Below are 14865 nucleotides of genomic sequence, written 5' to 3' on the forward strand. Positions count from 1 at the left end.
ATGTAGACAAACTATAGAGTGTACGTTGTCCAACAAAATTCCGCACATACGAGAGGAGTTTATAAAACTATGCGCTACGTTATCATAACAGGAACTTCACAAGGTTTAGGTGAGGCAATTGCCGCGCAATTATTAGAAGAAAGCACAACCATCATCTCTATTTCTAGAAGAGAAAATAAAGAGCTTACTAAACTTGCAGAACAATATAACAGCAATTGTATTTTCCATTCCTTAGATCTTCAAGATGTACATCATTTAGAAACTAACTTTAACGAAATCATTTCATCCATTAAAGAAGACAATGTATCTTCTATTCATTTAATTAATAATGCGGGTACAGTTGCACCTATGAAGCCGATTGAAAAAGCAGAAAGCGAACAATTCATTACGAACGTTCACATTAATTTACTTGCCCCTATGATTCTTACATCTATGTTCATGAAACATACGAAAGACTGGAAAGTAGATAAACGCGTTGTAAACATTTCATCTGGTGCAGGAAAAAAACCTTACTTTGGCTGGGGCGCTTATTGTACTACGAAAGCTGGTGTGAATATGTTTACACAATGCGTAGCGACTGAAGAAGAGGAAAAAGAATATCCAGTAAAAATCGTCGCTTTTGCACCTGGTGTTGTGGATACAAATATGCAAGTACAAATTCGTGAAACAAATAAAGAAGACTTCACAAATTTAGACCGATTCATCACACTAAAAGAAGAAGGAAAGCTATTATCACCTGAATATGTGGCAAAAGCTATTCGTAACTTACTAGAAACTGAGAACTTCCCGCAAGGCGAAGTTATTAGAATTGATGAATAATAAAAAGGCGTGCTAAAATAGCACGCCTTTTTATTCTACTTCTCTAAAAATATGAGCACAGACTCCGCAATTTGTTCATAACCAATTTCTTGATAAATTTTATTAGATGTCGGATTGGCTAAATCAGTATATAGTGTAGTCGTCTTGTACCCTTCGTCTAACATACGTTGACTGAGTGCCGCTACACAATTAGATGCGTACCCTTTTTTTCGTGCTTCTTTCGGGGTATAAACGAAATTTACTGTTATATTATTTGTAGTTGGTCTCGTTTTTGCAGCTACAGAAACGAGTTTCCCATCTACTTCTAGACCAAATAGACGATTATTAGTGATTAATGTATGTGCGGTTTGTTCCGCTTCTTCTTTCGTAGTTGGGAGCTTCACATCTTCACAAAATTGATATATCCATTTTTCTATTAATGGCAACTCATCATTAGTTATTTCTCGAAAAATTCCATCCTCGTTCCACTTCTTCTTAATTTGTTGTAATGCATATACACCTTGTTTCATTACAACATTCGTTTTCTTATTTTCTAACACCGCAAGCTCTTCAGCTAATTTCTGTACAATTTCCTTATTACCGATCAATCCAGGAATGTCCGGATATACTTTCGATAACTCTTTTGCAAGTTTCACTATATCTACTTCCGAATTTTCAGAAGTTGCAACAATCATTTGTATCTTCTCTTCTGTTTGAAGAAATACAACTGTAATTTCTTCTCCTCGTTTCGCTACCCCCATAAACGTCGGTTCTTGAGCTACTTGTAATATACCTAACATTAAATTATTTTCCTGCTCATTCTTTTCTAAAAATGGTGTAACATCTTCTTTAAAATGAAGAATCTCTTTATATACGTGTAATTGAATCATCGACAATCTCTTCTCTCCATTTATATTTTAATTAAGTATTGGCGATTAATTCATTAAATCCTTCTTTTACGATTCGATAATATTTGAAACTAATATGTTCAAATTATATTCAGCTCGTAATATTCTCCGTTTTTCCGTTTCAAATCGCTCTTCTTCATTTTCAAATGACTCTTTACGCTTTTGAATCATTCGTTCCATCTCTTTTTTACTCGGTCCTCCGTATACATTTCTTTTTTGAATAAAAGCTTCTGGCGATATAATTTCTTTCCACTCTTTTTCTAATAAATGTATTTTAAATTTTTCTTGTAAGTATATATTTACATCTTTGAAATGTAATTCATGAAGCTCCTTTTTCTGCACCAATGACATATTAGCAATCGTACTTGCTGCATGATGAGCATGCCGAAATGGAATTTTATAGTTTTTTGTTAAAACATCTGCAAAATCAGTTATCGTTATTGCATGTTTATAGGAACGACTTTTTAACGTTTCTTCTTCTACTTTCATCGTTCGAATGACTGCATTCATAATAGAAAATACGCGAATCGTCTTTTCGATTCCTTTATATAAATACGGCTGTAAGTCATCTTCCGTATCGACAATATCCCCAAATGGTGTATTATGAATCATTTGAAATACTGTAAATGCTTCTCCTAAAGCGCTACTCGTAATAGCACGAGCATGCTCAATTGAAACTGGATTTCGTTTTTGTGGCATAATACTACTAATTTGCACATATGGCTTCGCAACAGTAATACCATCATATTCTTTCGTCGCTAATAATAAGAAGTCATGAATCCATCTACTCGTATTTGTCATCATTATCATAAGTAACGAGCTAACATCTAATAAATAATCCGCTCCAGCGACAGCATCATATGAGTTCTCAATTACATTTGTAAACCCAAGTAAATGAGAAACTCGTTCTCGTTTAATCGGAAAACTTGTTGTTGAAAGTGCAGCTGCCCCCATCGGAGACTGATTTAAAATTTGGTACGTTTTTTTCATTCGTTCTAAGTCTCTTTGCATCGTATCATAAATTGCTAACATATAATGACCAAACGTTGTTGGTTGTGCTGGTTGTGTATGTGTATAAGCTGGCATAATTGTTCCCTTATGATCATCAGCAAGTTGCAATATACTTTCTTGCAATAATAAATGGTGTTCCATTAATCGTAATACATATCGTCTTAAGCTCATACGATACATCGTTACTCCCATATCATTTCTACTTCGACCGATATGCATATTACTTACAAAATCACACTTTGCTTCCTGAGAAATTAAATGTTCAACTAAAAAAAAGAGATCTTCATGTTGTTCTGTATATCGCAATTGATCTTTGGGCATTCCTTCTACCTTTTTTAGTGCTTTTAATATAACTGTAGCTTCTTCTTTTTTTATTAAACTTTCTTCAGTCAGCATCATAATATGTGCTTTATGCACTTGAAACATATCTTTTAATAAGTAGTTATGCTGAAAATTAAATACATGTTGTAATACACAATCCACATATGTTTTCCCAGGGAAATCAGCGCCTTCATTCTTTATAAATTCTTCTTTACTCTGTTTCATCACCTTTTCCCCTTTCACCTAAGTATTACTACCCATCATACCCAGAGATAGTAAAAAAGTGCTTATACATAAAGTGAAACTTTAATTAGCCCTTACCAATCGGCCTTTTACAGGCAATTGTACTCCCACCTAACTCTCTCGCATTCGCCCAATTTTGAGATGGGAGTCTTACTGTCCACAAATAGCGGGACAAAAATAAACTCGGTGCTTTATGCACCGAGTTTATTTAATAAAAGTCGCATCATACTTATCACTTTGCAACACTTGGAAATGTAAATTTGCTAAATGTTTACGTATTTCTGCACTGTCATCTTCATTTAAATTATTCGCTAAGAATACAATTTCTGTACAGTTCCCGCGCTTATCCATAGCATAAACCGCTTTTGTAACCGTCCATGGCGTATACCCATTCTTTTGTCCTGCGTGTCTGAATATTTTACGATATTTCTTGGCACTCATATCTGTTTCAACGATACTCGCCCACACTTTTTCTTCAGCTTCTGTCAGGCCACCTTTATGGTTTGCCTTTTGCAGCAATACCATATAATCGTTTGCGGACGCAGCTGGTAATCTATCTGACCAAATTTTATCATAACGTTCCTCTAAATAAAGAGGAATTTCTTTCTGTAATAATGACCCCTTCTTTTTTAAGCGCTCATGAATAATCATCGCATATTCACGATATTGCTCTTGAGTCATTTCTTTTAATTTTTTCTCTATTTTATATTTTGGAACATGTAATTCTTTATGCAAATATCCTGGGATATATAAAGATGAAACAATCGGAAATAGTGGTTGATGTGCAGGGAGCGATAAACTTTGTAAATTTCGATTAATATTATCTAATCCTAACACTTCCATTAAATATTCCGCATTAGCATTCGAACTAAACTTAACCATTCCTTTTGCCACGTCTTCTAAAGTAACGGCTCCTTCAGTTATCTTGCCTGTCTTCTCCAAATACCTTTGCCATCTATCTTGTGCACCACCATCTGTATTCGGTACATAATATCGATTGACATCATTAATTGAAACGAAACTAGCCGGGTCAATTTTCCCTTCTGTAACTTGTTTCGTATATTCAAGCGCCACAATTAATTTCATCGTACTAGCAACTGGCAATACAACATTTGGATTTACAGAATAAACAACTTTATCATTTCTCTTTACTAGAAGCGCACTATTTTTTTCATCTTTATGTTCTTCAATAAAAGATGCAATATACTGTGCATCATCATTATTTGAACTCCATACTTTTTTCACTAAAAAGTTACCCGATATTAGCAAAACGAAAATACCCACAATTACTGCGCATACTATAGTTTTTTTCAAGTAAAATTCCTCTCCTATTGTATAACTCTTCTCTCTATCTTTAAAAAACAAAATAATGGAGATGGTCATTTAAATAACCATCTCCATTATTTTAACTTGTATACTCCTATTATGTCTACGTCATGATTTTCACAAAATCCTCAAGAAATTTTTTATAATGTAATGACCAACCAATTCGTACCCAATTTTTCAAGGCTTTTGCATCAGGTTGAGGACGGAAATCTGCAATACTTTCTCCTTTTGCAATTCCAGCTGTATCTACATCGACACGACGATATACATAATCTAAAAGGGATGGATTTGCCGCAACCATCATTGTAACGACGTCATGTACTGGACTTCCTTTTATTTTCGGATTTAACTTTCTATAAGCTTTATAATAATACGTAAATATCGGCTCGATTAACTTATTAAAACTCGTTTTAGAATGTTTCGTAATATATTTTACCATCTCTGGCGTTATAATTGCCTCGGATGTAACATTAAGCGGCACTAATGTTACATTCTTCGCATTTTGCATAACTAACTGTGACGCAATCGGATCGCCATGAAAATTCGCCTCCGCCACTAGTGTAACATTGCCAGGCATTAAAAAAGCACCGCCCATTATATAATATTCTTTTACATATTTCATCATCGGCTTTTCTAAAATAAACGCTGTCGCTAATGTCGTTGACCTACCAGCATCAACAATGATTAATTCTCCTTTATATTTTTCAAGAATATCGAAAAACTCACAAAAAGGCTTTATATTTGGAGAAAGGTTTTTCGGAGGACGAATTGGCCCTAAACCTTCCGTCCCGTGAATTTCTGGATAATACGTTGTAATATCTCCAGATAAAGGGATTTTCGCACCATTAATAACTGGTATATCTTCCCTACCTGCTAACTGTAATAAATACGCTGCATTACTTGTCGCTTTTTCTTGTGTTACATTCCCATATCCAGTTACTACGCCAACAATATCAATATCAGGATGCAACAATCCATACATAATTGCTAAAGAGTCATCTATTCCCGGGTCTCCTAAAAATAACACTTTTTTCATCGACCTCAACTCCATCCCCTCAGTTGTTATTAATTTATGAATAGCCCTACATATACAGAATAAAAAAGATGAAATTTATATAAAAAAAACGCAGTCCTATACGGACTACGTTCTTCATCTAGCCTATGCTGTTTTTTTCACAGCAATCATACTTCCCACTATGTAAGCGATAAACGCAAAGCAAATTGGGAAGACAACTGTATGTATACCGAACGGATTTGGGTAGAAAAGATGAATACACATATATGAGCCTACCCCAACTAAAATGGAAGCAAGCGCTCCAGTTGCATTCCCTTTTCTCCAATATAACCCTAAGACGATCGGCCAAATGAATGCTGCTTCTAATCCACCGAAAGAAAATAAATTTAACCATATTAAAAAATCTGGTGGTTTAATCGCCGCTGCATAAACGAGCAGTCCTACAATACCCGTAATCCACAAACTTCCTTTTTTTATCGTACTGTCTGCTGCATCTTTATTTATGTAATTTACATATATATCTTTAATAATCGATGAACTTACAAGTAACAATAGCGAATTTACTGTAGACATAATCGCTGCCATTGGTGCCGCTAAGAAAACGCCAGCTAGCCAAGGCGGCAACACTTCCATCGCGAGTAGCGGCATGACTTTATCTGGTACCGTTATACCAGGAAGTACTACTCGTGCAAATACACCCGTTAAATGCATCCCGATCATAATTGTACCAACGACAACCGTTCCAATGATTAGAGCTTGATGCATAGCTTTTGAATTTTTATAAGACATAGCACGCACACTAATTTGTGGTAAACCGACAACGCCAATTCCAATTAAAATCCAAAACGATGTAACATATGATTTCGTTAAACTACCATCTGCTCCGAATGGTGTAATTAAATTCGGATTGATTTGAACAAGTTCCTGCATAATCTTTTCGATTCCACCACCAGCAATAACAGTAGCAACTAAAATGATTGTCGTTCCAACTAACATAATGATACCTAATAACGTATCTGATAACGCAACTGCGCGGAACCCACCAATTAATACGTACACAAGTACAGAAAAAGTAAATAAAAATAGTGCTGTTGTATAAGATAGACCTGTTAGCGACTCAATTAATCGTCCACCGCCGACCCACTGGGCTACTGTTGCTGAAAATAAAAAGATAATAATACATAACGCCGAAAGTATAACAACCGCTTTATTATTGTATCTTCCTTTTAAATAATCGATAAGCGTAATTGCTTCCATCTTCCTAGCAATAATTGCAAACTTTTTACCGATAACCGTTAAAACGATATACCCTGTTACAACTTGAATCGCAGATAATAATACCCATCCAAGTCCCATATTGTAAGCAATACCAGGGCCACCAATGAAACTACTTGCACTACCGTACGTAGCAATCATTGTCATCGCTAATAATAAACCGCCAAGCTCACGTCCACCAAGAAAATATTCTTGCAAAAATTTATTATGAGCAGTCGCTTGCACGCGTCTTGAAGCATATATACCAATTAAAAATACAACGATAAACGAAATTATCATTGGAATGATTACATACCAATTCATCTATTATTCCTCACTTTTTTCTTCCTCATCGAGTGAAATATCTTGAAATACAAAACGAACAACTAAACTAAGCAAAATAACCATTACGACAAATCCAACAATACAACTATAAAAAAACCATGCTGGAAAACCGAATACATATGTATATTCACTTGGATTTTTACTACCAAGCCCATAAGCAAATCCGTACCATATTATAAAATTGATAATAGCAAGTCCAAGACCAATTAACGCTTCTCTATGGGCGATTCGAAAGCGTGGATCATCATGATAATTCTTCATTTTCTCCCTCCTCTCACGATGTATTATTGTACCATTGTTCTTCTAGTTTTTCCTACTAGAAAGCAAAAACAAGCAGGATTTTTTATAATTATATAGAAGACTCTCTTACATTACATATTTTTTACAATTGTAACACAAATGAAATTTGAATTTTCAGTAATTGTTAATTATGATTTTAATTAGAGGCTTTCCATCTAGTTCCTACATCCTTGATTTCGGAATAAACGCCGTCTCGTACTGCGTTTACATTATATTTTCAAGGGGGTTATACAATGAGTCAACTAGCTGTAAATCTTCATGAAAAGGTAGAAAAGTTTCTTCAAGGCACGAAAAAGTTATATGTGAATGGATCTTTCGTTGAAAGCGCTTCCGGTAAAACGTTTAAAACGCCTAACCCTGCAACTGGCGAAACGCTTGCCATCGTTTCTGAAGCTGGTCGCGAAGATATTCATAAAGCTGTAGTCGCAGCTCGCATGGCTTTTGACGAAGGTCCTTGGTCTCGCATGAGCACTGCTGAACGAAGCCGCCTTATGTACAAGCTTGCCGATTTAATGGAAGAACATAAAGAAGAGCTTGCACAGCTCGAAACGTTAGATAACGGAAAGCCAATCCGTGAAACAATGGCAGCAGACATACCACTTGCAATTGAGCATATGCGCTATTATGCTGGCTGGGCGACGAAAATCGTTGGTCAAACAATTCCTGTTTCCGGTGATTACTTTAACTATACACGCCATGAAGCTGTTGGTGTCGTTGGTCAAATTATCCCTTGGAACTTCCCGCTTCTTATGGCAATGTGGAAAATGGGAGCGGCGCTTGCTACAGGATGTACAATCGTTTTAAAACCTGCAGAACAAACTCCACTATCCGCTCTATACTTAGCTGAATTAATTGAAGAAGCTGGATTCCCGAAAGGTGTTATTAATATCGTTCCTGGATTCGGTGAATCAGCTGGACAAGCTCTCGTTAATCATCCACTCGTTGATAAAATTGCATTTACTGGTTCTACTCCAGTTGGCAAACAAATTATGAGACAAGCATCCGAATCATTAAAACGTGTTACTTTAGAACTTGGTGGTAAATCACCAAATATTATTTTACCAGACGCCGACTTATCTCGCGCTATTCCTGGTGCACTTTCTGGTGTTATGTTTAACCAAGGACAAGTATGCTCTGCTGGATCACGCTTATTTATTCCGAAGAAAATGTATGATAATGTCATGGCTGATCTCGTCCTTTATTCTAAAAAATTAAATCAAGGTGCTGGTCTAAGTCCAGAAACTACAATCGGTCCTCTCGTTTCCGAAGAACAACAAAAACGTGTAATGGGCTTCATTGAAAAAGGGATTGAAGAAGGCGCTGAAGTACTTTGTGGAGGAAGTAATCCATTTGATCAAGGCTACTTCGTTTCTCCTACAGTATTCGCCGACGTCAATGATGAGATGACAATCGCAAAAGAAGAAATTTTCGGTCCAGTTATTTCTGCAATACCGTTTAACGATATTGATGAAGTAATTGAACGTGCGAATAAATCACAATTTGGCTTGGCAGCTGGTGTATGGACAGAAAATGTTAAGACAGCACACTATGTTGCAAGTAAAGTACGCGCAGGTACAGTATGGGTAAACTGTTATAACGTCTTTGATGCAGCATCTCCATTTGGAGGATTTAAACAATCTGGTCTTGGCCGTGAAATGGGATCTTACGCATTAAATAACTATACAGAAGTGAAGAGCGTTTGGTTAAACTTAAATTAAATCGAAAGAACCTGATCCACTCGGTCAGGTTCTTTTCATTATGTATTCCTTTAAACTTGCAGCCCTCCGCTCACATTTAATACTTCCCCTGTAATATAGGATGCGTATTCTGACGCTAAAAAGGCCGCCGCGTTCGCAATATCTTCTGGCGTTCCAATTCTACCAACCGGAATTGCTCCAACCATTTTTTCTTTTACTTTATCTGGTATTGTTTTTGTCATATCCGTATCCATAAATCCTGGACAAATTGCATTACAAGTAATACCGAAGCTTCCAACTTCTTTCGCTGCTGTTTTCGTTAAACCGACAACGCCAGCTTTCGTTGCCGCATAATTTGCTTGTCCAATATTCCCTTCTCTACTTATTGAAGAAATATTAATAATGCGCCCATATTGTTGTTGTCTCATATAAAGAAGAGCTGGCTGCATACAATAAAAAACGCCAGTTAAGTTTACTTGTAATACTTGTTCCCAAGCTGATTTCTCCATCTTATGTAACATTGCATCTTTTGTAATTCCAGCGTTATTTACTAAAATATGCAGTGTCCCAAATTTTTGAACTGCATACTCAATTAATGATTTCGCTTCATTTTGATTACTTACATCACATCGATATAAGCTTACTTCATATCCTTCGTCCGATAATTCACGTGTCGTTTTTTGTAGTTTTTCTTCATTTACATCACTAATTAAAACTTTAGCCCCAAGCCTAGCAAAAACTCGTGCAATTTCTTTTCCAATTCCTTGGGCGCCACCTGTTACAACAGCTGTTTTCCCATTTAAAAATCCCATCCCTATCCCCCATTTCTATTACTTATACTGTATATTTCGGCTTTTTGCTTTCCAAATCCTCTTTGTATAAAAAAGTCTATTTGTGTCAAACTAACTTTGCAACGTCGCATAAAGTGAAACTTTAATCAGTGGGAAGTTTGTTCATCCCCCACTGATTATCAGCCCTCACCAATCGGGCATTTACGGGCAGTTAATCTCCCACCTAGCTTCTTTGTTCCATCTGAATTTTGAGGTGGGAGTTTTACTACCCGCTATGCGGGATAAAGTGCAAGGAGATTGTGTCGAATGAACAAAAAAAATTTCAAACAAAGCAAAGCCACTGATGGTATTGATGTTGAGTTCTCTCGTGAACTCGCTGACCACAACGACTTAGAAGCAAACGCACGTGCAAATGCCGCTGATGCACGTCAAAAACGCCAGTCAACAGAAAAATAAGGGGAAATCATAACCTTATTCTTTTCAACAGGGACCTACTACCCAACAAAATAAACCGAGAAACATCTCTCGGTTTATTTTTTATATTTTTTTGCATAATGCGCCAAAGTAAGTAACGGATATATATGAGCGTAGCTATGGTAATGAATATAAAACCCACCTGGTAAAGCTGTTCCAGTAGGATATTTTTCATTTACATAAGGATTCGCAAGCAAATATGAAATACCTTTTCGAATAGCTGGTGTTTCTTTATCATAGTAAGAAATAAGAGCATCTAAAGCCCATGCTGTTTGCGATGGTGTACTAAATGGTAAAGTAGCAAATCTTTTTTCCACACTACTTTGACAAGATTCTCCCCAGCCACCATCTTCATGCTGTATATGTTCAAGCCATAAAGTTGCTCGTTTTAAAGAAGGGTGAGCAGAAGTAATTCCTAACGCCCGTAAGCCAGTCATCACTGCCCATGTACCATATATATAACAAATGCCCCATTTTCCATACCACGATCCATTTTCCTCCTGTTCATTCATTAACCAGTTGATTGCACTTTGTTTTTGTTTCTCGGGCAATTCATTTTGCGTATATGTCCCGAAAAACTCTAACACTCTGCCTGTAATATCTGGTGTAGAAGGATCCGTAATCATATCGCTTGCGTTTTCGATTGGTAAATTCGCTAATAACTTGCTTGTCACGCCTTTTTCAAATGCTCCCCAACCACCATCATTATTTTGTAATCCTTTAATCCAATTCGTCCCTTTCTTCCAAGCATCATCCACATTTCCGTTCCCTCTACTTTGTGCCAATGCTCTTAACACAGCTGTTGTATCATCAACATCAGGAACTGTCGTATTCACATCAGAAAAACCCCAACCGCCCGGAATAAGCGCGGGCGCATGCACACTCCAATCAGCTTTTTTCTTATGTTGTTTTTTTAATAAATATGCTGACGCATTTTGAATCATTTTACTTTCTTTCGAAACACGAGCCTCTTGCAACGCATAACTAAGTAATGCTGTATCCCATACAGTTGACGGGGAATTTTGTAAATGGTTCCCTCTTTCCATCTTCCATATATAAGATGTTATCCCCGTTATAGCCTTTTGAATCATTGGCGATTGAATAGAATGTCCTAGCGCAAGTAAAGCATAAATCATATAAAACGAAGCACTTGCGTAACTATATAACGTTCCATTCTCATCGATACGCTCTTTCATAAAACGTTCTACTTCCTCATTTCCTTTATGATGTAAGGAAAGCGGATAAGATATAATTTGTTTCACATTACCTAATAATGTTTGAAACATTGGAGATTGGTCCTCCCGAAACCATTCTCCGCCCCCGCCCGCAATATGATTTAAATTAGGCAGTAACTTTTTCACTACACGAAACCTTTTATTTAAACACAACATCATCGGAATTAAATGGATACGTGCCGAACTACTTAATTCAAATATACTGAGTGGGGAATCATTTTGCAGAAACATAATCGGTGTTGGCAAATGAAAGAGCGAAGGATATTCATACTCTCCATGAATTGCTAATAAAAACTTCGTCATAAAATGAGCACGCGCCACTCCCCCACGTTCTGTAATAAACATTTCCGCTCGCTTCATATTCGCATCTTCTTTTGTATACTTTTTCGAAGCAAGTAGGGCAGCATAAGATTGAATGGTAGCAGATAAATTGCCCCCCATTTCATCATCATACAATTTCCATGTCCCTTCATTCGTTTGGAGTGAAGCTAATCTTTTTACAAACGGTTCTACCTCTTTATCTCTACCTAATAATTTTAATAAAAATATCATATGGCAATCAGTTAATGGTGCTCCTTCAAAACAGAATCTCCACGTACCATCTTGCCTTTGCATCGTTTGAAGTGCAGTTGTCCTTCTCGCTATTTCTCCATGCACTTTTCCATATAATAACAAGGCATTCACCTACCCTTTCGAAATCCGTATAACGATATTCAAAAAAGCAACCGAATATGTGTAAAAACAAAGAAAAGCAGAACACATATTATGTTCTGCTCATAAGCAATATCCCACTCCGACAATAACCCCTAATAAAGCACCGACTACTACTTCATACGGTGTATGTCCGACAAGCTCATTTAACTTCTTATATTCTGTTTGTTTACCATGAAAAAATTCATTCAATATTTTCGCCTGTTTACTTACCGCAAGCCTTACTCCTGAAGCGTCATACATAACAATGATTGCAAAGATTGCAGCCACTGCAAATATGGTACTTTCCACACCTTCCACAACTCCAACACCTGTCGCAAGCGCTGTAACAGTTGAAGCATGAGAACTTGGCATCCCACCTGAAGCAAAAAATTTTGCAAAATCAAATTCACCCGTTTTAACTAATTTAAAGACTACTTTTGTTAACTGTGCTATAAACCACGAAATTACAGCAGCCATCAGCGGATCATTATGTAAAATTGTTTCCATGTTCTCAGCTCCCTACTAGCTATAATGGAAATTCTATATAGTATCAGTATAAAGAAAAATGCGTAGAAAATACTACGCATTATGATACTTTTGCTGATTTATTTTTTATAAATTTCGGTTGTTTCTGCACTAAAAACTTTGTCTTCGCTATTGAAAATACAAATAAAGCAACCCATATACAGAAAAATGCCATCATATGAGTAGTTGTAAAATGTTCACCAAATACAAATACACCTAAAATTAAACTAATCGTTGGCGCAATATATTGTAAAAAGCCTACCATATAAAGCGGAATAAGTTGTGCTCCTTTTGCAAAATAAAATAGTGGTAGCGCTGTAACAATACCTGCTCCTATTAAAAGTAACGTCGATAGCATTGAAATAGCTCCAAATGAACCGAAACCATGTACCCCTGTCATAACGAGATAAATGAACGCAAACGGCGTCACTAACATCGTTTCCATCGTAAGCCCAATCGTCGCATCATAGTTTAACAATTTTTTTGTTAATCCGTATAATCCAAATGAAAAGGCAAGTGATAAAGAAACCCACGGGATAGCCCCGAAACGTACTGTTAAAATGATAACCCCTACTCCAGCTAAACCTACTGCAACATATTGCCAAAAGTTTAACTTTTCCTTTAAAACGACTGTACCAAGTAAAATACTAATAAGCGGATTAATATAATAGCCAAGACTTGCTTCAATGACATGATTATGATTAACGGCCCATATGTAGACAAACCAGTTTCCGCTAATCAAAATTGAAGCAATTGTTAATGACATTAATAATTTAGGTCGTTTAAAAAGATTCACAAATTCCCCAATAAACTGGCGAAACCTCTTCGTAACAGCTAATACGATTAACATAAAAACGAACGCCCAAACAATGCGGTGTGCTAATATTTCATCTGCTGGAACTTCCTCAACCCATTTCCAATAAATCGGTAGGATTCCCCACATCGTATAAGCACCAGCCGCATATATAATCCCTTTTTTTTGCTGTGCTGATTGACTCCCCATCTTCCTTTTTCTCCTCTTCTCATTTTTTCTCCATTATACGGTTTCTTATGCTCACTTTACCAATAATCAATCTGTAATTCTTTCGACATTTCTCATATAGCGAAAAATAAACATACCGTTATTACAACAAGTAACGGTATGCCGAAAACAAATTTCTTTTTATGCGTTTTATGGTGAAACATATACATACCGATCCAAGCTCCAACCGCTCCTCCAGCTGCCGCTGATAAAAACAACGTGCTTTCTGGCGTTCTCCACTGTTTCTTCTTTGCTTTTCGTTTATCAAGCCCCATAAGGCTAAAAGCTATAACATTAATAATAATAAAATAAATCCATTTCATCGCTTTCTCTCCCTATGAAAAATTCGCTTAATGGTAACATGAAAAAACGATAGAAACAACTGAAGAACACTTTTTAGCAAATTAGTTTCATTCCTTTATTTTAATTGATTATCTTTACATTTATATAATCAATATAAAGCGCGATTACAGCTATTAAAAAGAAAGATGTTATGAACAGAACTTTATATTTCACTCCCTTCACCCACCACAACCACATCATCAAAAAAACTTCTCTCAATCTCTTTCTCATCAAAATGAAGAACAACAATTAACCCTACATATAAAGAAACGAAATTCAAAAACCATTCCCCATTATCATCTTGCTTAGCTAAACATTTAAATATCTCTTGAAATTGCATACGTTCATCAGAAGCAACGATCGGACGCACACCCAAATATTTCAACACAAGATTTAACTTAAGATTTATAGATAAAGACAAAATATATTTTAAGAGCTCTGTATAATTTGTAACATTTTTTTCGCTATACAGTTTCACAAGCATTTGATGTAAAGTAGAAATCGATAATTCTACGTCAGTCACTTTTGTTGTTTCTATCGTTTCAATCATCTTTTTCATATCCATC

Annotated in this window: 15 protein-coding genes; 3 read left to right on the plus strand and 12 right to left on the minus strand. The window is 36.2% G+C overall.

Annotated features, from left to right (window positions below; translation table 11 throughout):
* The first annotated feature begins 69 nt into the window (after positions 1-69).
* Positions 70-819, plus strand: a complete 750-nt coding sequence (locus G9F74_RS07290; protein WP_001271043.1) for a (S)-benzoin forming benzil reductase — start codon at positions 70-72, stop codon at positions 817-819.
* A gap of 35 nt (positions 820-854) precedes the next feature.
* On the opposite strand, the gene G9F74_RS07295 is transcribed toward G9F74_RS07290, so the two are convergent.
* From G9F74_RS07295 to G9F74_RS07320, 6 genes are all read right to left on the minus strand, one after another.
* Complete coding sequence (locus G9F74_RS07295) at positions 855-1694, minus strand: GNAT family N-acetyltransferase (RefSeq protein WP_002093485.1); 840 nt, start codon at positions 1692-1694, stop codon at positions 855-857.
* Positions 1695-1754: 60 nt separating this feature from the next.
* On the minus strand, positions 1755-3263 hold the full coding sequence (gene argH, locus G9F74_RS07300; protein WP_016108882.1) for an argininosuccinate lyase: 1509 nt from the start codon (positions 3261-3263) through the stop codon (positions 1755-1757).
* A 222-nt stretch (positions 3264-3485) separates the two neighbouring features.
* Positions 3486-4595, minus strand: coding sequence for a serine hydrolase (locus G9F74_RS07305; RefSeq protein WP_033668548.1), 1110 nt, complete (start codon positions 4593-4595; stop codon positions 3486-3488).
* Positions 4596-4710: 115 nt separating this feature from the next.
* Positions 4711-5658: a nucleoside hydrolase gene (locus G9F74_RS07310; protein ID WP_131202347.1), complete on the minus strand. Its 948-nt coding sequence runs from the start codon at positions 5656-5658 to the stop codon at positions 4711-4713.
* A gap of 108 nt (positions 5659-5766) precedes the next feature.
* Positions 5767-7200: a sodium/pantothenate symporter gene (panF, locus tag G9F74_RS07315; RefSeq protein WP_001104810.1), complete on the minus strand. Its 1434-nt coding sequence runs from the start codon at positions 7198-7200 to the stop codon at positions 5767-5769.
* A gap of 3 nt (positions 7201-7203) precedes the next feature.
* Positions 7204-7482 (minus strand): YhdT family protein, encoded by a 279-nt coding sequence (locus G9F74_RS07320; RefSeq protein WP_000800723.1) that lies wholly within the window; start codon positions 7480-7482, stop codon positions 7204-7206.
* A 272-nt stretch (positions 7483-7754) separates the two neighbouring features.
* On the opposite strand from G9F74_RS07320, the gene dhaS reads away from it, so the two are divergent.
* Positions 7755-9239 (plus strand): aldehyde dehydrogenase DhaS, encoded by a 1485-nt coding sequence (dhaS, locus tag G9F74_RS07325; protein WP_000080298.1) that lies wholly within the window; start codon positions 7755-7757, stop codon positions 9237-9239.
* Positions 9240-9289: 50 nt separating this feature from the next.
* On the opposite strand, the gene fabG is transcribed toward dhaS, so the two are convergent.
* A complete protein-coding gene (gene fabG, locus G9F74_RS07330; protein WP_000506443.1) occupies positions 9290-10030 on the minus strand; it encodes a 3-oxoacyl-ACP reductase FabG in 741 nt (246 codons plus the stop codon).
* Positions 10031-10315: 285 nt separating this feature from the next.
* Here fabG and G9F74_RS07335 point away from each other — a divergent pair, with 285 nt between their 5' ends.
* Positions 10316-10465, plus strand: coding sequence for a YfhD family protein (locus G9F74_RS07335; RefSeq protein WP_001035815.1), 150 nt, complete (start codon positions 10316-10318; stop codon positions 10463-10465).
* Between the two features lie 74 nt (positions 10466-10539).
* On the opposite strand, the gene G9F74_RS07340 is transcribed toward G9F74_RS07335, so the two are convergent.
* The 5 genes from G9F74_RS07340 to G9F74_RS07360 all read right to left on the minus strand — a co-directional run bounded on the left by G9F74_RS07340 (position 10540) and on the right by G9F74_RS07360 (position 14864).
* On the minus strand, positions 10540-12393 hold the full coding sequence (locus tag G9F74_RS07340) for a terpene cyclase/mutase family protein (RefSeq protein ID WP_016108885.1): 1854 nt from the start codon (positions 12391-12393) through the stop codon (positions 10540-10542).
* Positions 12394-12492: 99 nt separating this feature from the next.
* The gene (locus tag G9F74_RS07345) at positions 12493-12918 is read right to left on the minus strand and encodes a divergent PAP2 family protein (RefSeq protein WP_000447810.1); all 426 of its coding nucleotides are present in this window, start codon (positions 12916-12918) and stop codon (positions 12493-12495) included.
* A 79-nt stretch (positions 12919-12997) separates the two neighbouring features.
* Entirely contained in the window at positions 12998-13939 is a 942-nt protein-coding gene (gene rarD / locus G9F74_RS07350; protein ID WP_000535544.1) for an EamA family transporter RarD, read from the minus strand.
* 92 nt (positions 13940-14031) lie between these two features.
* Positions 14032-14280 (minus strand): DUF1294 domain-containing protein, encoded by a 249-nt coding sequence (locus G9F74_RS07355; protein WP_000871326.1) that lies wholly within the window; start codon positions 14278-14280, stop codon positions 14032-14034.
* 182 nt (positions 14281-14462) lie between these two features.
* Positions 14463-14864, minus strand: a complete 402-nt coding sequence (locus tag G9F74_RS07360) for a hypothetical protein (RefSeq protein ID WP_016108886.1) — start codon at positions 14862-14864, stop codon at positions 14463-14465.
* Position 14865 lies beyond the last annotated feature (1 nt).

It is taken from the genome of Bacillus sp. EKM202B, from assembly GCF_011066025.1.
Taxonomy (GTDB): Bacteria; Bacillota; Bacilli; order Bacillales; family Bacillaceae_G; genus Bacillus_A; species Bacillus_A toyonensis.

Excerpts from the sequence above, each read along its gene's own strand:
- G9F74_RS07355 (WP_000871326.1), bottom strand. The coding sequence starts at position 14,280 with ATGAAATGGATTTATTTTATTATTATTAATGTTATAGCTTTTAGCCTT.
- G9F74_RS07310 (WP_131202347.1), bottom strand. The coding sequence starts at position 5,658 with ATGGAGTTGAGGTCGATGAAAAAAGTGTTATTTTTAGGAGACCCGGGA.
- panF (WP_001104810.1), bottom strand. The coding sequence starts at position 7,200 with ATGAATTGGTATGTAATCATTCCAATGATAATTTCGTTTATCGTTGTA.
- G9F74_RS07360 (WP_016108886.1), bottom strand. The coding sequence starts at position 14,864 with ATGGATATGAAAAAGATGATTGAAACGATAGAAACAACAAAAGTGACT.
- G9F74_RS07335 (WP_001035815.1), top strand. The coding sequence starts at position 10,316 with ATGAACAAAAAAAATTTCAAACAAAGCAAAGCCACTGATGGTATTGAT.
- G9F74_RS07290 (WP_001271043.1), top strand. The coding sequence starts at position 70 with ATGCGCTACGTTATCATAACAGGAACTTCACAAGGTTTAGGTGAGGCA.
- argH (WP_016108882.1), bottom strand. The coding sequence starts at position 3,263 with ATGAAACAGAGTAAAGAAGAATTTATAAAGAATGAAGGCGCTGATTTC.
- G9F74_RS07320 (WP_000800723.1), bottom strand. The coding sequence starts at position 7,482 with ATGAAGAATTATCATGATGATCCACGCTTTCGAATCGCCCATAGAGAA.
- G9F74_RS07345 (WP_000447810.1), bottom strand. The coding sequence starts at position 12,918 with ATGGAAACAATTTTACATAATGATCCGCTGATGGCTGCTGTAATTTCG.
- rarD (WP_000535544.1), bottom strand. The coding sequence starts at position 13,939 with ATGGGGAGTCAATCAGCACAGCAAAAAAAAGGGATTATATATGCGGCT.
- dhaS (WP_000080298.1), top strand. The coding sequence starts at position 7,755 with ATGAGTCAACTAGCTGTAAATCTTCATGAAAAGGTAGAAAAGTTTCTT.
- fabG (WP_000506443.1), bottom strand. The coding sequence starts at position 10,030 with ATGGGATTTTTAAATGGGAAAACAGCTGTTGTAACAGGTGGCGCCCAA.